The 17,663-nt window shown below is 66.2% G+C and carries 17 protein-coding genes; 11 read left to right on the forward strand and 6 right to left on the reverse strand.

The window, feature by feature from the left end:
• Positions 1-9: 9 nt before the first annotated feature.
• Both ACXN5S_RS09825 and ACXN5S_RS09830 read right to left on the reverse strand, forming a co-directional pair.
• A complete protein-coding gene (locus ACXN5S_RS09825; protein WP_458605400.1) occupies positions 10-1,332 on the reverse strand; it encodes a GH1 family beta-glucosidase in 1,323 nt (440 codons plus the stop codon).
• Positions 1,333-1,337: 5 nt separating this feature from the next.
• The gene (locus tag ACXN5S_RS09830) at positions 1,338-2,387 is read right to left on the reverse strand and encodes a LacI family DNA-binding transcriptional regulator (protein ID WP_458605253.1); all 1,050 of its coding nucleotides are present in this window, start codon (positions 2,385-2,387) and stop codon (positions 1,338-1,340) included.
• Positions 2,388-2,660: 273 nt separating this feature from the next.
• On the opposite strand from ACXN5S_RS09830, the gene ACXN5S_RS09835 reads away from it, so the two are divergent.
• The 5 genes from ACXN5S_RS09835 (at position 2,661) to ACXN5S_RS09855 (ending at position 9,504) form a co-directional block, all read left to right on the forward strand.
• Positions 2,661-4,016 (forward strand): ABC transporter substrate-binding protein, encoded by a 1,356-nt coding sequence (locus ACXN5S_RS09835; protein WP_458605254.1) that lies wholly within the window; start codon positions 2,661-2,663, stop codon positions 4,014-4,016.
• An 83-nt stretch (positions 4,017-4,099) separates the two neighbouring features.
• Positions 4,100-5,344, forward strand: coding sequence for a carbohydrate ABC transporter permease (locus ACXN5S_RS09840; protein WP_458605255.1), 1,245 nt, complete (start codon positions 4,100-4,102; stop codon positions 5,342-5,344).
• 13 nt (positions 5,345-5,357) lie between these two features.
• Complete coding sequence (locus tag ACXN5S_RS09845) at positions 5,358-6,767, forward strand: carbohydrate ABC transporter permease (protein WP_458605256.1); 1,410 nt, start codon at positions 5,358-5,360, stop codon at positions 6,765-6,767.
• 21 nt (positions 6,768-6,788) lie between these two features.
• Positions 6,789-8,393: an alpha-glucosidase gene (locus ACXN5S_RS09850; RefSeq protein ID WP_458605257.1), complete on the forward strand. Its 1,605-nt coding sequence runs from the start codon at positions 6,789-6,791 to the stop codon at positions 8,391-8,393.
• A 16-nt stretch (positions 8,394-8,409) separates the two neighbouring features.
• Positions 8,410-9,504: an ABC transporter ATP-binding protein gene (locus ACXN5S_RS09855; RefSeq protein ID WP_458605258.1), complete on the forward strand. Its 1,095-nt coding sequence runs from the start codon at positions 8,410-8,412 to the stop codon at positions 9,502-9,504.
• A 145-nt stretch (positions 9,505-9,649) separates the two neighbouring features.
• Here ACXN5S_RS09855 and ACXN5S_RS09860 read toward each other — a convergent pair whose 3' ends face one another.
• Positions 9,650-10,084 (reverse strand): YybH family protein, encoded by a 435-nt coding sequence (locus tag ACXN5S_RS09860; protein ID WP_458605259.1) that lies wholly within the window; start codon positions 10,082-10,084, stop codon positions 9,650-9,652.
• Between the two features lie 40 nt (positions 10,085-10,124).
• Positions 10,125-11,237: a Ppx/GppA phosphatase family protein gene (locus ACXN5S_RS09865; protein ID WP_458605260.1), complete on the reverse strand. Its 1,113-nt coding sequence runs from the start codon at positions 11,235-11,237 to the stop codon at positions 10,125-10,127.
• Positions 11,238-11,498: 261 nt separating this feature from the next.
• Here ACXN5S_RS09865 and ACXN5S_RS09870 point away from each other — a divergent pair, with 261 nt between their 5' ends.
• The 5 genes from ACXN5S_RS09870 to ACXN5S_RS09890 are packed head-to-tail and all read left to right on the forward strand — an operon-like array spanning position 11,499 to position 15,001.
• Positions 11,499-11,795 carry a virulence factor gene (locus tag ACXN5S_RS09870; protein WP_458605261.1) on the forward strand — a complete coding sequence of 99 codons (297 nt, stop codon included), beginning with the start codon at positions 11,499-11,501 and terminating at the stop codon, positions 11,793-11,795.
• Between the two features lie 34 nt (positions 11,796-11,829).
• Complete coding sequence (locus ACXN5S_RS09875; protein WP_458605262.1) at positions 11,830-12,765, forward strand: methylenetetrahydrofolate reductase; 936 nt, start codon at positions 11,830-11,832, stop codon at positions 12,763-12,765.
• 3 nt (positions 12,766-12,768) lie between these two features.
• On the forward strand, positions 12,769-13,434 hold the full coding sequence (locus ACXN5S_RS09880) for an HAD family hydrolase (protein WP_458605263.1): 666 nt from the start codon (positions 12,769-12,771) through the stop codon (positions 13,432-13,434).
• The gene (locus tag ACXN5S_RS09885) at positions 13,431-14,489 is read left to right on the forward strand and encodes a methyltetrahydrofolate cobalamin methyltransferase (protein ID WP_458605264.1); all 1,059 of its coding nucleotides are present in this window, start codon (positions 13,431-13,433) and stop codon (positions 14,487-14,489) included. The genes ACXN5S_RS09880 and ACXN5S_RS09885 overlap by 4 nt, the downstream gene beginning before the upstream one ends.
• 29 nt (positions 14,490-14,518) lie before the next feature.
• Positions 14,519-15,001, forward strand: coding sequence for a GNAT family N-acetyltransferase (locus tag ACXN5S_RS09890; protein WP_458605265.1), 483 nt, complete (start codon positions 14,519-14,521; stop codon positions 14,999-15,001).
• Here ACXN5S_RS09890 and ACXN5S_RS09895 read toward each other — a convergent pair.
• On the reverse strand, positions 14,998-16,257 hold the full coding sequence (locus ACXN5S_RS09895; protein ID WP_458605266.1) for an MFS transporter: 1,260 nt from the start codon (positions 16,255-16,257) through the stop codon (positions 14,998-15,000). The genes ACXN5S_RS09890 and ACXN5S_RS09895 overlap by 4 nt on opposite strands.
• The gene (locus ACXN5S_RS09900; protein ID WP_458605267.1) at positions 16,254-16,856 is read right to left on the reverse strand and encodes a winged helix-turn-helix domain-containing protein; all 603 of its coding nucleotides are present in this window, start codon (positions 16,854-16,856) and stop codon (positions 16,254-16,256) included. The genes ACXN5S_RS09895 and ACXN5S_RS09900 overlap by 4 nt, the downstream gene beginning before the upstream one ends.
• A 94-nt stretch (positions 16,857-16,950) precedes the next feature.
• On the opposite strand from ACXN5S_RS09900, the gene ACXN5S_RS09905 reads away from it, so the two are divergent.
• Positions 16,951-17,661, forward strand: coding sequence for an RlmE family RNA methyltransferase (locus ACXN5S_RS09905; RefSeq protein ID WP_458605268.1), 711 nt, complete (start codon positions 16,951-16,953; stop codon positions 17,659-17,661).
• Positions 17,662-17,663 lie beyond the last annotated feature (2 nt).

A 17,663-nucleotide genomic window follows, 5' to 3' on the forward strand; every position in this document is an offset into this window, starting at 1 on the left:
GGCGGCTCTCTAGCGGGCCAGCGCGGCCGCAAGGGCGTGATAGCTCGCTTTCGGTGTCCGGGCCAAGCTGTCGAAATCGACATGCACCAGGCCGAAGCGCTTTTCGTAGCCGAAGGCCCATTCGTAATTGTCGAGCAGCGACCAGTAGAAGAAGCCTTTCACATTGGCGCCCTTGTCAATGGCGTTGAGCGCCGCCTTGTAATGCCCGTCGATGAAACCGATGCGCTGGGGGTCATAGACCGCGCCGTTCTCGATATGGTCGTCCCAGGCCATGCCGTTTTCGGTGACATACAGCGGCGTGTCGCCGACCTGCGTCTCCTTCAGCCAGGTCAGGAAGTATTCCAGCCCGTCGGGATAGATCTCCCAGCCCATCTGGGTTGTGGGCAGCTCGGCATCGAGGCTGATCGGGCTGGTCGCGTCTTCCGGGTTCTCCTTGACGACATGGCGCGTGTAGTAATTCACGCCCAGCCAATCGAGCGGCTTGTTGATGATCTTCAGATCGTCCTGCCAGCCGTTCGGCATATGCGGGCCGAGGAAGCCGAGCGCCTCTTCGGGATAGGCGCCCTTGGTGATCGCCTCGATGAACCAGCGGTTGAAGACGGCATCCTGCAGGTTCGCCGCCGCCTTGTCTTCTGCACTGTCGCTGGCGGGCAGGGTGCGGTCGAAGTTGAGCACGATGCCGAGGTTCTCATGCCCCAGCCCGCGCATCCGCTCGGTGGCCAGGCCATGGGCCAGCATGACGTGATGCATCGCCCGGGCGGTGGCGCGGATGTCGCGCAGGCCGGGCGCGTGATGGCCGAGGAAATGGCTGAGGAACGACACGCACCAGGGCTCGTTGAGCGTGGCAGTGGCGGCAACCCGGTCGCCGATGCGGCCCATGACGATCTCGGAGAAATCGGCGAAGCGCTCGGGGATCTCGCGATTGGCCCAGCCGCCGATATCGGCCAGCGTCGAGGGCAGCTCCCAGTGGTAGAGCGTCAGAAAGGGCTTGAGGTCGCGCGCCAGCATCGCATCGACGAGCCGGTCGTAGTAATCCAGCCCCTCTTGGTTGGGCGCGCCCTTGCCCTCGGGCTGAACGCGCGCCCAGGAGGTGGAGAAGCGGTAGGCATCCATCCCCGCGGCCTTGAGGATGTCGAAATCCTCCTCGAACCGGTGGTAATGGTCGCAGGCGACGGCACCATCTTCGCGGCGCACCACGTTGCCGGGCGTGGCGGCGAAGCTGTCCCAATGGCTGGATCCGGCGCCCCCGTATTTGGCCCCTTCGATCTGATAGGCGGCTGTTGCCGCCCCGAAGAGGAACCCCTCGGGGAAATCGCTCCGCGCGAAACCCAGCTCGTTCATACCACACCTCCGTTCGGGGCCGGCCCGGTGGAGGCGCCGACCATCAATTCTGCTTCAAGCAATTCCTGCCGCGGCGGGACTTGCGGGTTCGCGATCTGCTCCAGCAGCATCTCTGACAGGCGCCGTCCCGCCTTTCGCACCGACGAGCGCGTGGCGGTGAAGATCGGCCGCCCACGGCCGCCGCGCGTGCCATTGGGCACGTAAGAGAGCGCATCGTCATGGGTGATGACCGAGATGTCGCGCCCCATCTTCAGCCCGGCCTCTTCGATGGCGCGGCGCACGCCGAGCGCGCAGATGATCGACGAGACGAGAAAGGCCGTCGGCGGCGCTTCCATCGCCATCATCTCGCTGGCGGCGTCGAAGCCGAAATCTTCGGTCATCTCGTCGGATCGCATCAGCCGGGGCAGGGCGGGCACGCCCCGCGCGGCCATGGCCGCCTCGTAGCCGGCGCGGCGGCGGGCGGCGAAATCGAGGAATTCCAGGCCGTTGATCAGCGCAATGCGGCGGTGGCCGAGATCGAGCAGGAAGTCGGTTGCGCGCAGAAAGGCGCTCTCGTTATCGACGTCGAGCCAGCAATAGGGCCGATCGTAATGGCCCGAGCGGCCGTGCACCGCGTAGGTGAGGCCGATCTCGTCGAGCAGGGCGAGACGGGAATCCTCCGCCCGCGGCCCGTGCAGCACCACGCCATCGACCGTGCCGCGCGACTTGAGCGAGCGGTAGATGCGGGCCTCGTCGCCGTCTTCCACCACCGAGAGGATCATGTCGTAGCCGGCCTTCGCATAGGTCTCGCCAGCGCCGGCGATGAAGTCGGCGAAGATCGGATTGACCATCTCGTGCTTGGTCGCCATCGGGATAACGTGCCCGATCGCCATCGAGCGGCCGGTGGCCAGGCCCTTGGCGCGGGTGTTGGGGCGGTAGTTATGCTGCTTCGCGGCGTCGATCACGCGACGTCGCGTCGTCTCCGACACCTCGGGATAGCCGTTCAAAGCCCGACTCACGGTCGTCTGGGACAAGCCGAGATTATGTGCCAGTTCCTTGAGATTCACGAGATCGGGGCTTTCCAAAGCGCTTGCAGGGCCGACAGACCCTAGCGGGCGCCGCAGATGGCGTCAAAGGCGATTGTCTCTACGCTGCGCGCGCGAGAAAATGCTGCATTTGCAAAGACTCCCCGAAATGTTTCGGTGGCCTCGACCTTGATTGACAGGCTTTGAGAATCCCGGCAGGGTGCGCTTGTCCAAAGCGCTTTGATGATTTCAAAGCGGTTTCTGACAGTAACCAAATGCGCCTTTGCTAAGCTTGGCGCGATGGGAGGTTTTATCATGAATAAGATGCTGTGCGCCTCTGTGGCGACACTGGCGCTGACCGCTGGCGCCGTCTCGGCTCAAGATCTCATGTTCGCCCCGGGCGAGGGTGAGTTCAACTGGCAGTCCTACGACGACTTTGCCGCCAATACCGATCTGTCCGGCGAGCAGGTCACCGTCTTCGGCCCCTGGCTCGGGCCCGACCAGGAGGCCATCGAGGCCGTTCTGGCCTATTTCGCCGAAGCCACCGGTGCCGACGTGCGCTACACCGGCTCCGACAGCTTCGAGCAGCAGATCGTCATCGACGCCGAGGCCGGCTCGGCCCCGAACGTTGCGGTCTTCCCGCAGCCGGGCCTGGCCTCTGACCTGGCCTCGCGCGGCTTCCTCACGCCCCTCGGGCAGGACGCGGCCGACTGGATGGCGGAGAACTACGCTGCCGGCCAATCCTGGGTCGATCTGGGCACCTACGCTGGCACGGATGGCACGGAAGCCTTCTACGCCTTCCCGTACAAGGCCGACGTGAAGTCGCTTGTCTGGTACGTGCCGGAGAACTTCGAGGATGCCGGCTACGAAGTGCCGGAGACCATGGAAGATCTGAAGGCGCTGACCGACCAGATCGTCGCCGATGGCGAGACGCCGTGGTGCGTGGGCCTCGGCTCGGGCGGTGCGACCGGCTGGCCGGCCACCGACTGGGTGGAAGACCTGATGCTGCGCACGCAGCCGCCGGAAGTCTATGACGGCTGGGTCACCAACGAGATCCCGTTCAACGACGAGCGCGTCGTCGGCGCGATCGAAGAGTTCGGTTACTTCATCGAAGACCAGAACGTTGCCGGTGGCATGGGCGCCGTTGCCTCCACCGACTTCCGCGACAGCCCGCAGGGCCTCTTCTCGGCCCCGCCGCAATGCTACCTGCACCACCAGGCCAGCTTCATTCCGGCGTTCTTCCCGGAAGGCACCGAAGTGGGCGTCGATGCCGACTTCTTCTACTTCCCGGCCTATGCCGAGAAGGATCTCGGCTCTCCGGTGCTCGGCGCCGGCACGCTGTTCGCGATCACCGAGGATTCCCCCGGTGCCCAGGCGCTGATCGACTTCCTCGAAACGCCGATCGCGCACGAGATCTGGATGGCGATCCCGGGTCAGGGCTTCCTGACGCCGCTCTCCACCGCCAATCTCGACACCTACTCGGATGACACGAAGCGCGCGCTGGGTGAGATCCTCACCTCGGCCACCACCTTCCGCTTCGACGCCTCCGACCTGATGCCCGGTGCCATTGGCGCCGGCGCCTTCTGGACCGGTATGGTCGACTTCGCCGGCGGCGCTTCGGCGCAAGACGTCGCGGACGAGATCCAGACGGCATGGGACGCGATCAAGTAAAGCGTGCATGATACCGGGGCGGCCCATAGCGGGCCGCCCCATCGCCATTTGGGGGCGAGGTGCGCGGTTAAGGGAGGGCGGCCATGAACCCGGCTCTACAGGGCCTGCTGACGATCATCATCGGTGTCGGCGGCTGTATCGGTTACTTCTACTTCTCGAACATGGTGCTCGACTGGGTGATCTTCCCGGCGCGCGGCAAGAACGCGGGGCGCAACATCAACCGCGCCAACATGGTTCGACCCTGGCTCTTTCTCTTTCCGGCGATCTTCGCCCTTGGCCTTTACCTCGCCTACCCCGTCGTCGAGACGCTGCGCCTGTCGCTGACAGAGCGCATCCCCGGCGGGGGCCTGCGCTGGGTCGGCCTCGACAATTACATTCAGATGGCCTCCGAGACGAAGTTCTGGGAAGCCATGCGCAACAACATGATGTGGCTCGTCGTTGTGCCCGCCGCCTCGACCGCCTTCGGGCTTCTGGCGGCGCAGCTGACCGACCGCATCGGCTGGGGCAGCATCGCCAAGTCGCTGATCTTCATGCCGATGGCGATCTCCTTCGTCGGCGCCGCGGTGATCTTCAAGCTCATCTACGACACCCGCCCCGTGGATCAGGAGCAGATCGGCGTGCTCAACGCCGTCTGGCTGCAATTCGACGGCGGCATCTTCTCGATCCTGCTGCTCAAGATCCTGCCCGCGCTCTTCGTGCTGGCCTTCGGTGCCGGCGTGGCGCTGGTGGGCTGGCGCCTGGCCGAGCCGATGGTGAAGAACACCGGCGGCAGCCCCATCACCACCGGGCAGATGGTATTGCGTGGCATCGGCATTCTGGTGGCGCTGTTCCTGCTCTGGGCCAGCCTCTCGGGGCTCTATAACCTGGCCACCTACCGCTACAATTACGGCTCGCCGCAGACCTGGCTGACCGTGCCGTTCTGGAACAACTTCTTCCTGATGATCGTGCTCATCTGGATTCAGACCGGCTTCGCCATGGTCATCCTCTCCGCCGCTCTGCGGGGCATCCCGGAAGAGACGGTCGAGGCAGCGATCGTCGACGGGGCAAACCCCTTCCAGATCTTCTTCTCGATCAAGGTGCCGCAGATCATGGGCACCATCGTAGTGGTCTGGACGACGATCACCCTCGTGGTGCTGAAGGTCTTCGACATCGTCTTCGCTATGACGAATGGCCAGTGGGAGACGCAGGTGCTGGCCAATTACATGTACGACAAGCTGTTCCGCTCGAACGACTGGGGCGTGGGCTCGGCCTCGGCGATGGTCATCATGCTTCTGGTGACGCCGATCCTTGTCTGGAACGTCTATAACGCGCGCAAAGAAATGCGCTGAGGGAGGGCGAGACATGGCAACGGAAACACTGGACCCGACAGCCGACCCGGCCGCAGAGCGCGTGCTCAAGCCGAAAGCGGTGAGCAACGACGATGGCATGGCCGGCGAGACCGCCGGCCTCACCTGGGCGGTGCATATCTCGGTCGTGCTGCTGGTGCTGCTGTGGATCTTCCCCACGGTGGGCCTGCTGATCTCGTCGTTCCGCACGGCAGACCAGATCGCGACCACCGGCTGGTGGAAGGCGCTCTTCCCCTCCGAGCAGAGCCTGACCTACCGCACCGACGACCCCGACGATGTGCGCATCGAAGCGGGCGACGGGATCTATGTGGTCGAGGGCAATGTCTTCGCCGAAGGCTCCGAGAGCACCATCAGCGCCTGGGGTGTCTCCTCACGCGATGTGGCGGCCTACGAGCTGGGCGACACCGCGGACCTCGGCGACGGCGAGACGCTGACGCTCGTTGAGGGCGGCGATTACGTCTGGCGCGGCAATGACGAGCAGATCTCGGGCAATGGCCAGCGCATCTTCGTCACCGCGACGGTGCCGCCGCAGTTCACGTTGCGCAACTACGACACGGTGCTGGGCCGCAACGTGCTGCTCAACCTCATCATCTACGCTGTGGCGGGCACGGCGGTGGGCTTTGTCGCCTATTACGCCGCCCGCTCTTCCTTGCCCGGGCGAGAAAAGCTCATTGGCTGGGGCGCGGGCATCGTCGTGGCGCTGGGCTGCATCTTCATCTTCGGCCTGTCGGAGGGCACCGTCTCGGGCGCGCAGACGAGCGACTCGATGGCCAAGGCCTTCTTCAACACGATGACGGTGACGATCCCGGCCACGATCATCCCCATCGTCATCGCCGCCTTCGCGGCCTATGCACTGGCGTGGATGGATTTCCCGGGCCGCGCGCTGCTGATCGCCTTCATCGTCGGCCTGCTGGTGGTGCCGCTGCAACTGGCGCTGATCCCGCTGCTGCGCCTTCACCTCGAGATCGGCATCGGCAAGGGCTACCTCGGCGTCTGGCTGGCGCATACCGGCTTCGGCCTGCCGCTCGCGGTGTATCTGCTGCGCAACTACATGGTCGGCCTGCCGCGCGACATCATCGAGAATGCCAAGGTCGACGGCGCGACGGATTTCCAGATCTTCGTGCGCATCATCCTGCCCCTGTCCTTCCCTGCGCTGGCCTCTTTCGCGATCTTCCAGTTCCTGTGGACATGGAATGACCTGCTCGTGGCGAAGGTCTTCCTGATCGACTCCACGGGCGACACGACGGTGATGACCAACCAGATTGTCGAACTTCTGGGCACACGCGGCGGCAATTGGGAAATTCTCGCTACGGCAGCTTTCGTTTCTATCGCTGTCCCCCTCGTTGTGTTCTTCGCAATGCAAAAATATCTGGTCCGCGGGCTGCTTGCCGGCTCGGTGAAATAGCGGACTAGAGCGGAGACGCGTGTGGACAAGGATTGGTGGCGTGGCGCGGTGATCTATCAGATCTACCCGCGCTCCTATCAGGACGATAACGGCGACGGGGTAGGGGATTTGCGGGGCATCGCCCGGCGCATTCCCTACATCGCCTCGCTGGGTGTGGATGCCATCTGGATCTCGCCGTTCTTTACGTCGCCGATGAAGGATTTCGGCTATGACGTGTCGGATTACTGCGGCGTCGATCCGATGTTCGGCACGCTGGAGGATTTCGACCTCGTCGTCGCCACGGCCCATCACCACGGGCTGAAGGTGATGATCGACCTCGTGCTCAGCCACACCTCTGACCAGCACCCCTGGTTCAAGCAAAGCAAGCGCGACAAGACCAACGACAAGGCCGACTGGTATGTCTGGGCCGATGCCCAGCCCGATGGCACGCCGCCGAACAACTGGCTTTCCATCTTCGGCGGCACCGCCTGGGAATGGCATGGCGGGCGGATGCAGTATTACCTGCACAACTTCCTGACCAGCCAGCCCGACCTCAACCTGCACAATCCCAAGGTGCAGGAGGCGCTGCTGAACGTGGAGCGGTTCTGGCTGCGCCGGGGCGTCAACGGCTTCCGCCTCGACACGATCAACTTCTATTTCGCCGACAAGCTTCTGCGCGACAATCCGGCCCTGCCGCCGCATGAGCGCAACGACAGCATCGCGCCGGCGGTGAACCCCTATAACTGGCAGAACCACCTTTATTCGAAGAACCAGCCGGAAAATATCGACTTCCTGCGCAAGTTCCGCCGCGAGCTCGAGCCCTACGGCGCCGCTGCCGTGGGCGAGGTGGGCGATGCGCAGCGGGGGCTGGAGATCATGGCCGAGTACACCTCGGGCGGCGACAAGGTGCAGATGTGCTATCCGTTCGAGATGCTGCAGCCCCAGAAGCTGACGGCGGCTGGGACAGAGAAGATCTTCGAGCGGCTCTATGCCGCCGCGCCCGATGCCTGGCCCTGCTGGGCCTATTCCAACCACGACGTGGTGCGATGGAAGACCCGCTGGAACCTCTCTGACGAGGCGGTGCGCGTCTACGTGGCCATGCTGATGTGCCTGCGAGGCTCGATCTGCCTCTACCAGGGCGAAGAGCTTGGCCTGCCCGAGGCGAATATCGAATTCGACGATCTGCAGGACCCCTATGGCATTCAGTTCTGGCCCGAGTTCAAGGGCCGCGACGGCTGCCGCACGCCGATGGTCTGGGACAGCCACAGCCATGCCGGCGGCTTCAGCCACGGTCGGCCCTGGCTGCCGGTGAACGCGGTGCATCTGCATCAGGCGGTGGATGTGCAGGAGGATGACGAGGATTCGCTCCTGCATCATTATCGCCGCGCGGTCTCGCTGCGCAGCGCCAGCGCCGCCCTGCAGAAGGGCACGATGACCCTGCCGCAGGCCATGGGCAACGTGCTGACCTTCGAGCGGCATATCGGTGACGAGCGCCTGTTCTGCGCCTTCAACCTCGGCGCCGGTGCCTCGGCGCTGCATGTGCCGGGCGGGAAGTGGGAAAATGTGGCCGCCAATCTCGGCGGCGTGGACCCCGAAGAGGTGGCGACTCTCGGGGGGTGGGGCCTGTGCGTAGCGCGGGCCGTCTAATGGGAGGAAGAGAGACATGGCAGATCTGAAACTGACCGACGTCGCGAAGACCTACGGCGGCTCCGTCGAAGTCCTCAAGCATATCGATCTCGATATCGAGAAGGGCGAGCTGATCGTCTTCGTCGGGCCCTCGGGCTGCGGCAAATCCACGCTGCTGCGGATGATCGCGGGGCTGGAGAAGATCTCGGGCGGCACGCTGGAGATCGACGGCGTCGTGGTGAACGACGTACCCCCGGCGCAGCGCGGCATCGCCATGGTCTTCCAGAGCTACGCGCTCTACCCCCATATGACGGTGCGCGACAACATGAGCTTCGCGCTGAAGCTGGCCAAGAAGACGCCGGACGAGATCGACGCCGCGGTGACCAAGGCCGCGAAGATCCTGCAGCTGGAGCCCTATCTCGACCGTCTGCCCAAGGCGCTTTCGGGCGGACAGCGCCAGCGGGTCGCCATCGGGCGCAGCATCGTACGCGAGCCGAAGGTGTTCCTCTTCGACGAGCCCCTGTCGAACCTCGACGCCGCGCTGCGGGTGGCGACGCGGATCGAAATCGCTCAGCTCAAGGAATCGATGCCCGACAAGACGATGATCTACGTCACCCACGACCAGGTGGAGGCGATGACGCTGGCCAGCCGCATCGTGGTGCTGGCCAACAAGGGCATCGCGCAGGTGGGCACGCCGCTGGAGCTCTACGAGCGGCCCGAGAACGAGTTCGTCGCCCAGTTCATCGGCTCGCCGGCCATGAACCTGCTGGCCGGCGAGATCGTCGAGACCGGCGAGCAGACGGTGGTGAAACTGGCGAGCGGCGGCACCGCGGTGTCGGCCGTGCCCACCCAGGCTGCCGACAAGGGGCTGAAGGTGAATATCGGCGTGCGGCCGGAGGATCTGGTCGCCGCCGAGGGGCAGCCGCCGCTCTATACGGGCAAGGTGAACATCACCGAGGCGCTGGGCGAGGTGACCATCCTCTACTTCGAGACGGCCGAAGGGGCGGAAGAGCCGCTGATCGCCAAGCTGCCGGGCATCCACAAGGGGCTGCGCGGCACCGAGGTGGATCTGGTCGCGCCGGCGGACAAGGTGCAGATTTTCGCGAACGGGCAGTCGCTGTACTACCGGTGATGCTCGTCCGGCCCTTGCAGGCCGGCCTCGCGGGGTTTGGCGTGCGCGCCGGGTGGTGATGGAGGAGGGGGGCTGTCTGCCCCCCGCTGCCTGCGGCAGCCCCCCCGAGGATTTTTATTGGAGCAAAGACTGGGGGGAGTGGCGGTCAGCTTTTGGGGCCGGAGAAATCGGCCTTGTGGTCGGCGAAGCCGATGGGGGCCGAGCCGTGTTCATGGGTGATCTTCCAGGCGCCGTCCTTCTGGCGCAGGACCCAGGTGAGGCGCGAGGTCATCTGGCGCAATTCACGGTCGTCGGGTGAGATGGCGGCATAGGTGATGGCGCCGGCCATCAGGGCCATGTCTCCGGAGATGTCGATGCGCTCGGGCACGATCTTCACGCTCACCCGCTCTTTCTGCAGCGAGCCGAACCATTCGCGCACCATGTCGCCCCAGCGGCGGCGCCCGGCGATCGACCATTGGTCCCAGGTGTCATAGGCGAGCAGGCTGTCGTCGTAGATCGACAGGAAGCGGTCGACGTCTTTCTCCCATGCCGCGTCGGCATAGGTCTCGGCCAGCGCCGTGATGTCGGTCGGGTCTGTCATGGGAGGTCCTTCTCATGGCGCCGCACTTCGGCGCCTGTCGCTAGTAGGGCGCGTCTTCGAGCACGCCATCGGCGCTCATCTGCGCGTAGAGCAGCCCCTCGCGCAAGCCCCGGTCGGCCACCGACAGCCGGTCGGTCGGCCAGAGCCGCATCAGTGCCTGAAGGATAGCCGAGCCCGACATGATCAGCGCCTGCCGGTCGCGCCCGATGCGCGGGTCTTTCCGGCGGCCCTCGGGGCCGAGGGAGAGGTAATCGCGGATGACCGAGTCGATCTGGTCGGAAGTCATGCGCAGCCCGTCGACCTTGGTGCGGTCGTAGCGGCGCAGGCCGAGGTGCGAGGCGGCGACCGTGGTGACGGTGCCGGAGGTGCCAATGATCTGGAAGCCCTCACGCGCCTGCTCTTCGGCCGATGGGGCGAAGCCGGCGAGGTTCTCTTCGAAGAACCACGACATCAGCGCGAAGCGGGCAGCGTCGTCATCGACATCGCGGAACTGGTCGCGGAGCGTGGCGACGCCGAGGGGCACGGAGATCCAGTCCACCACCTTGGCGACGGGGAAGGGCGAGGGCGCCTGACGGAAGCCGGCATGGAGGCGCATGATCGCCCGCGGGCGCTCGCGGCCCGGCACGTTGGAGAGGTCGATCCAGACCAGCTCGGTCGAGCCGCCGCCGATATCGACGACCAGCAGCTGTTCGGTGCGGGTGGACACGAGCGGCGCGCAGGAGATGACGGCCAGGCGCGCCTCTTCTTCGGGCTCGATAATCTCAAGATGCAGGCCGGTCTCACGGCGCACTTGTTTGAGGAAGGCGCGGCCGTTCTTGGCCCGCCGGCAGGCCTCTGTCGCCACCAGCCGCATATGGCTGACCTTGTGGCGCTGCAGCTTCTGCTTGCAGATCTTCAGCGCGGCGATGGTGCGGGCCATCGACGAGCGTGACAGGCGACCGGTATTCTCCAGCCCGTGGCCGAGCTGGACCGTCTTGGAAAAGCTGTCGACCACGTGAAACTGGCTGCCCTTCGGCTGAGCGATGAGCATCCGGCACGAATTGGTCCCGAGGTCCAGCGCCGCATAGAGCGATGCCGGGTCGGGTGTTGCGGGCGCGGGGCTCTCGACCGCCTTGGGGAAAACACGCGCGCCGTCTGGGCGCTTGGGCGCCATGGGAACGCCCTCCGATATCAAGTTGTCTGGAAGTTTAGGACGCCCGGACTAAAGGAGCAAGGGAGAAGCCCCCGGGTTGCCCCCATTCGCGTTCCGGCGATATTGTTGCCTTGGAAACGAGCGGCCCGGAGGAGGGCGTACGCCGGGCTCGGCGCCTTACGTCGCTGGGCCCTCTCGTTTCGTCGGAATCAAGCCGGGCCGCCGGCCCGCACGCGGTTACATGCGGCAAGGCGCCAGGATGCCGGCGTGCAGGAGGATTGGATGCAGCAGATCACCATCATCTACTGGCGGGACATCCCGGCGCAGGTGATCGTGGGGGCAGGGCGCAAGGCTGCCAAGCGCCCCCTGCCGGAGCGATTCGAGCAGGCCATCGACCGGGCCGCGATGCGCACCGGCGCGTCTGGCACGGATGAATACCTCGCCGACTTCCGCAAGGAGCCTGCCGGCGAGGCCGAAGGCGATGCTGCCGAGGTTGCCGCCGCTGCCGCCGAGCGGATCGACAGGGAATATGATGCTGCGCGCCTGAAGGCGCTGATCGAAAATGACGGACGCGCCTGAGCGCCCGCGCCGCCCCCGCCTGAAGGAGTTTGTCATGTCGCTTCTGCCGTTCCGCCGCCGCGCCGAGCCCCAAAACGAGGCGGGCAATGCCGCGCTTCACGCCTTTCTGGAGGATTTCTCCATCGAGGTGATGCCGCGCACCGCCGAGAAGGTCGATGATTTCCGCGCCCTGCTGCCGCAGCACACGCGCGTCTACATCGCCCATATCGAGGGCACGCCGATCGAAGACATGGTGGCGACCGCAAAGCGCCTCGCCGGCGAGGGCTTCGCGGTGATGCCGCATTTCCCGGCGCGCATCATCAAGGATCGCGCCACCCTGCAGGACTGGATCGCCCGCTACCAGGGCGAGGCGGGCGTCGAGCAGGCGCTGCTGCTGGCGGGCGGCGTCGCTCAGCCGCATGGGGAGTTCGAGCATTCCATGCAGCTCCTGGAGACCGGCCTCTTCGACGAGCACGGCTTCAAGCGCCTGCACGTCGCTGGCCACCCCGAGGGCAACAAGGATATCGACCCCGACGGGTCGGACGCCAATGTCTCTGACGCGCTGCGCTGGAAGCAGGCGTTCAGCGAGCGCACCGATGCCCAGATGGCCATCGCGACGCAATTCTGCTTCGAGGCCAAGCCGGTGATCCGCTGGGCCGACCGACTGCGGGAGGAGGGCATCACGCTGCCCATCCATATCGGCGTCGCCGGCCCCGCCAAGCTGCAGACGATGATCAAGTTCGCGCTGGCCTGCGGCGTTGGCCCCAGCCTGCAGGTGCTGCAGAAGCGGGCGAAGGACGTGACCAAGCTGGTGATGCCCTTCGAGCCCGACGACTTCCTGCAGGAGCTGGCCGATCACAAGGCGGCGCATCCCGACTTCAACATCGAGAGTGTCCATTTCTTCCCGCTCGGCGGCATCAAGACCTGCGCGACCTGGGCGCAGGAGCATGGCGGTGCCTCTGCCGTTCCGGCCGCGCCGGCAGACGCCTGAGCGATGCCGCAAAAGTCGCTGCTCTTCGATCTGGACGGGACGATGCTGAACACCGACCCGATCCACCAACAGGTCTTTGCCGATCTGCTGGCCCCCCATGGGCTGCAGGTCGATGAAGACTTTTATACCCGCTACATCCACGGCCGGCTCAATGCCGACATGTTCGCAGAATTCCTGCCCGACCATCCCGATCATATCGGCCTGTCGGAGCGGAAGGAGGCCGAGTTCCGCCGCCGCTTGCCGCGCCCCTATCCGGCCACGCCGGGCCTTTCGGCGCTGGTGAACCGGGCCGAGGTCGAGGGCTGGCGCGTGGGCGTGGTGACCAATGCGCCCCGCCTCAATGCCGAGGCGATGCTGGATGCCATCGACATGCGCCCCCGCGTCGAGGTCATGGTGATTGGCGACGAATGCGAGCGCGGCAAGCCGCATCCAGACCCGTATCTCGCCGCGATGAAGCTTCTGGGTGCTGCGCCCGAGACCTCGCTGGTGTTCGAGGACAGCGCCTCGGGCGTGCGCGCCGGCAAGGCCGCCGGCGCCCGCTGCATCGGGCTGCGCACCGTACTCGATGACGCGGCCCTGCGCGCCGAGGGCGCCGACCTGACCATCGCCGATTTCACCGACCCCGCGCTGGCGGGTGTATTGACCGCCTTTCAAGGAGAGCCTGCATGACCCGCACCATCGTCGAGAGCGCCACGAAGACGGCGATCATCGGTTTCGACCAGCCCTTCTGCGTGATCGGCGAGCGCATCAACCCGACGGGCCGCAAGAAGCTGGCCGCCGAGCTTGAGGCCGGCGACTTCTCCACCGTCGAGAAGGATGCCGTGGCGCAGGTCGCCTGCGGGGCCACCGTGCTCGATATCAACGCGGGCGTCGTCTACAACTCCAACCCCAACCCGAATGAAACCGAGCCGCCGCTGATGACGAGCATCGTCGAGCTGGTGCAGGGGCTTGTGGACGTGCCGCTGTGCATCGACTCGTCGGTGCCGGCGGCGCTGGAAGCTGGCCTCAACGCCGCCCATGGCCGCCCGCTGGTGAACTCGGTGACGGGCGAGGAGGACCGGCTGGAATACGTGCTGCCGCTGGTGAAGAAGTTCAACGTGCCGGTCGTGGCGATCTCGAACGACGACACCGGCATTTCGGAAGACCCCGACGTGCGCTTCTCGGTGGCGAAGAAGATCGTCGAGCGGGCCGCCGATTTCGGCATCCCGGCGCATGACATCGTCGTTGACCCGCTCGTCATGCCCATCGGTGCCATGGCGACGGCCGGGCACCAGGTGTTCACGCTGGTGCGCCGCCTGCGCGAAGAGCTGGGGGTGAACACCACCTGCGGCGCCTCGAACATCTCCTTCGGCCTGCCCAACCGGCATGGCATCAACAACGCCTTCCTGCCGATGGCCGCCTCCGCCGGCATGACTTCTGCCATCATGAACCCCTGCGCGCTGCCCATCGGCCCCAAGGCCATCGCCGAGAAGCGCGAGGCTGTGGCCGCCGCGGGCATCATCCTGCCTGAGGATATGGATGACGAGACCTTCCTGACGCTGTTCAACCTCGGCTCCACCCAGGCCCGCCCGGGCAAGGAGATGGAGGCGATCCGTGCCGCCAACTTCCTGCTCAACAACGACCCCTCGGGCGCCGACTGGATCCGCTTCAACCGCCCGGCCGGTGCCGCCGGTGCCGAAACGCCCGGTCGCCGTTCCTCCGGCGGCCGCCGCCGCCGCGCCTGATGGGGCAGGGCCGGGGTCGCCCGTGGCAGATGGATAGCCCCTACAGCTTTCGCCGGGTGATGGCGGAGGACCGCGCGTTGCTGACGCGCTGGATGGCCGAGCCGCATGTGCGCGAATGGTGGGGGACCGACGAGCCGGCGCAGGGGTTCGATCTGGCGGATGGCAAGGTCGCCCGATGGATCGTCTCGTTCGGCGGCGCGCCTTTCGCCTACATGCAGGATTACTCGGTGCACGGCGAGGAGGGCCACCATTTCGCCAGGCTGCCGCCCGGGTCGCGCGGCGTCGACCAGTATATCGGCGTGCGCGACATGATCGGGCTGGGCCATGGCACCGGCTTCATCGGCGCGCGCATGCAGAAACTCTTCTACGAGGGAGCGCCAGCCCTTGGCGTTGACCCTGACCCGCGCAACGACCGGGCCATCGCTGTCTACCGGAAGCTGGGGTTCGAGGTGGCCGGGCCGCCGCAAGACACCCGCTGGGGCCCGATCCTGCCGATGGTCGCGCAGCGCTAGGCGCCGCTGGCCGCCTGGGCGTGGGCGGCCTCCACCTCGCGCACCGGCTCCGTTCTATCCATAGCGCGGAAGCTCGGCACCAGCAGCGGCGCCATCGTCGCCACGAAATAGGCGCCGCCGAGGGCGATGAAGGCGATGGTCAGGCTCCAGCCCTCCACCAGCGCCCCGGCGATCAACCCGCCGAACGGCATCCCCGCCCAGGCGATGGCGGTGAAGAGCGAGGTGACGCGGCCCGTCAGCGCCTTCGGCACCCGTTCGAAGATCAGCGCGCCGATGATCGGGTTGAGAAAGCCCGCCATGAAGCCGCCGAAGGCGATGCCGGCCAGCAGCGCCCAGAAGGGCAGTGGCAGCACGAAGAGAGCGAAGCGGGGCAGGCCGACGATGATGAAGGCGATGGCATAGGTCGGCAGCCGCGGCAGCTTCTCCGCATAGGCCGAGGCGACGAGCGAGCCGGCGACGGCGCCCGCGCCCATCACCATCTGCACGGCGCCGAGATGGCCGACGCTGCCCGTCTGCTCCGCCCAGACGGGCAGGAGCAGGGCGCCCATGCCCTGGTCGAGCATGTTCGTCGCGGCCACCATCAGCGTGATCGCCAGAAGCGTGCCGTCCTGCCGCAGGTAGCGCCAGCCGGCGGCGAGGCGGGTGAGATAGGGCTCGCCCTCTCCCTCACCCTCCGCCTCTGGCGGAGCCACGCCGCGCAGGCCAATGAGCACCGTCAGGGCCGCAACGCCGACAGTTCCGGCATTCACCAGCAGCGCATTGGCCGGCCCGACGACAGCCACCAGTCCCGCGGCGAGGCCCGCGCCGAGGAGGCCGGCCAGACGCTCGACGCTGGAGAGGAGGCCGGTCACCCGCGTCATCGGCAGGCCCGAGGTCTCGGCCGTGGCCGGGATCATCGCGTATTTCGCAGCATCCGCCGGTCCGCGCAGCAGGCCGATCAGCGCCATCAGGGGCACCAGCGTCAGCGGCACCAGCAGGCCGGCGGCGAAGAGCAGGGGCAGGGCGGCCAGAGCAGCGACCGAGAGCGTATCCGTCACGATAGAGACGCGCCGCGCCCCCAGCCGGTCGATCAGCGGCCCGCCGGCGGCCTTTGCCAGCACATAGGGCGCCATCTCGGCAAAGGCGACGATGCCGGCCAGCAGCGGGTCGCCGAGCTCCGTCAGCACCAGCCAGGGCACGGCGATCATGGAGAGGCGTGTGCCGAGGAGGGCCAAGCCCTCCGCCAGGATGAGGGCAACGAGGGGGCGCTTGCTCACGACTCGTCCTCCGCCTTGGGAAGGCCGGGATGCGGGAAGGCGTGCAGCTGCACCGTGAAGCGCCGCGCCCCCTCCGGCCCCGGCCCGGTGATCGGCGGGGTTGTCGCCTGCATGCGGATCAGCTCGTCGTTCAGCTTGTCGGTCAGCTCCTGGGCCTGCTCGGCCGTCAGCCAATAGGTGCCATCGCTGGCGGTGGAGGCCCGGCGCCATTCGGTGGGCAGGCCGGCATGGGCCTGCAGCCCGGCGAACAGCATCTCGACCTGCCGCTCGACCACCGTGGAGATATAGCCGCCCATCGCCTCGGCCTCGGGCGTGCCGGAGGGGGCGTTGTCCTCTGTCCATGTCGAATCGTGCGCAGCGCGCCACCAGCGGTCGCGAGCATTCCCCAGCTCGGTCGCCTCCTCGATATAGCCGTGCTTGGCGAGCTGGCGCAGGTGGTACGAGGTGGCGCCCGAATTGAGCCCGAGCTGCGCGGCAAGGCCAGAGGCGGTTTGCGGCCCCTCCAGGCGCAGAATGCCCAGCATCTTCAGCCGGTCGCCGTGCGAGAGGGCTTTGAGGGCCTCGGGCCCGGGGGAAAAGCGGCGGATATCTCTGGTCATGACCCGGGATATACATCGCAAAGAAACCTTCGCAAACGATTATTTGCAATCGGATGCTCTTGCATCGGCGCCCGCGCTCGCCTAGCCGTCAGACATGGCAAAAGGCAGCAAACCGAACTCTGGCAGGGGCCAGCGCGATCTCACCGTCAAGGTGAAGACAGCGCGGGGGCGCAAGCTGTCGTCGAAGCTCTGGCTCGAACGGCAGCTCAATGACCCTTATGTGCGGCGCGCGCAGGTTGATGGCTACCGGGGACGGGCCGCCTACAAGATATTGGAACTCGACGAGAAATTCGGCTTCCTCAAGCCCGGCGCCCGCGTTGTGGATCTAGGCTGTGCGCCCGGCGGCTGGCTGCAGGTGGCGGTGCCGCGCATCAATTCGCTGGGCCAGAAGGCCGGCAAGCCGCAGGGCCGCATCATCGGGGTTGATCTGCAAGAGGTCGACCCGGTGGCGGGGGCCGAGATCCACCAGCTCGACTTCATGGAAGACGGCGCTGACGACAAGGTGAAGGCCTGGCTCGGCGGCAAGGCCGATGTGGTAATGTCCGACATGGCTGCCAGCGCCTCGGGCCACAAGCAGACCGACCATATCCGCATCATCGCCCTCTGCGAGACGGCGGCCCAGCTGGCCTTCGATGTGCTCGAAGAGGGTGGCACCTTCGTGGCCAAGGTGCTGGCCGGCGGCGCCGAGGGCAGCCTGCAGGTGCTGCTCAAGCAGCGCTTCGAGAAGGTGGTGAATGTGAAGCCTCCGGCGTCGCGCTCGAACTCTTCCGAGAAATTCGTTGTGGCAACGGGATTTAAGGGGTGAAG

It is taken from the genome of Pseudoroseicyclus sp. H15 (assembly GCF_054353345.1).

Coding starts and splice junctions, on each gene's coding strand:
- ACXN5S_RS09900 (WP_458605267.1), bottom strand. CDS start 16,856: ATGACCAGAGATATCCGCCGCTTTTCCCCCGGGCCCGAGGCCCTCAAA.
- ACXN5S_RS09860 (WP_458605259.1), bottom strand. CDS start 10,084: ATGACAGACCCGACCGACATCACGGCGCTGGCCGAGACCTATGCCGAC.
- ACXN5S_RS09885 (WP_458605264.1), top strand. CDS start 13,431: ATGACCCGCACCATCGTCGAGAGCGCCACGAAGACGGCGATCATCGGT.
- ACXN5S_RS09875 (WP_458605262.1), top strand. CDS start 11,830: ATGTCGCTTCTGCCGTTCCGCCGCCGCGCCGAGCCCCAAAACGAGGCG.
- ACXN5S_RS09870 (WP_458605261.1), top strand. CDS start 11,499: ATGCAGCAGATCACCATCATCTACTGGCGGGACATCCCGGCGCAGGTG.
- ACXN5S_RS09835 (WP_458605254.1), top strand. CDS start 2,661: ATGAATAAGATGCTGTGCGCCTCTGTGGCGACACTGGCGCTGACCGCT.
- ACXN5S_RS09855 (WP_458605258.1), top strand. CDS start 8,410: ATGGCAGATCTGAAACTGACCGACGTCGCGAAGACCTACGGCGGCTCC.
- ACXN5S_RS09905 (WP_458605268.1), top strand. CDS start 16,951: ATGGCAAAAGGCAGCAAACCGAACTCTGGCAGGGGCCAGCGCGATCTC.
- ACXN5S_RS09880 (WP_458605263.1), top strand. CDS start 12,769: ATGCCGCAAAAGTCGCTGCTCTTCGATCTGGACGGGACGATGCTGAAC.
- ACXN5S_RS09840 (WP_458605255.1), top strand. CDS start 4,100: ATGAACCCGGCTCTACAGGGCCTGCTGACGATCATCATCGGTGTCGGC.
- ACXN5S_RS09890 (WP_458605265.1), top strand. CDS start 14,519: ATGGATAGCCCCTACAGCTTTCGCCGGGTGATGGCGGAGGACCGCGCG.
- ACXN5S_RS09845 (WP_458605256.1), top strand. CDS start 5,358: ATGGCAACGGAAACACTGGACCCGACAGCCGACCCGGCCGCAGAGCGC.
- ACXN5S_RS09865 (WP_458605260.1), bottom strand. CDS start 11,237: ATGGCGCCCAAGCGCCCAGACGGCGCGCGTGTTTTCCCCAAGGCGGTC.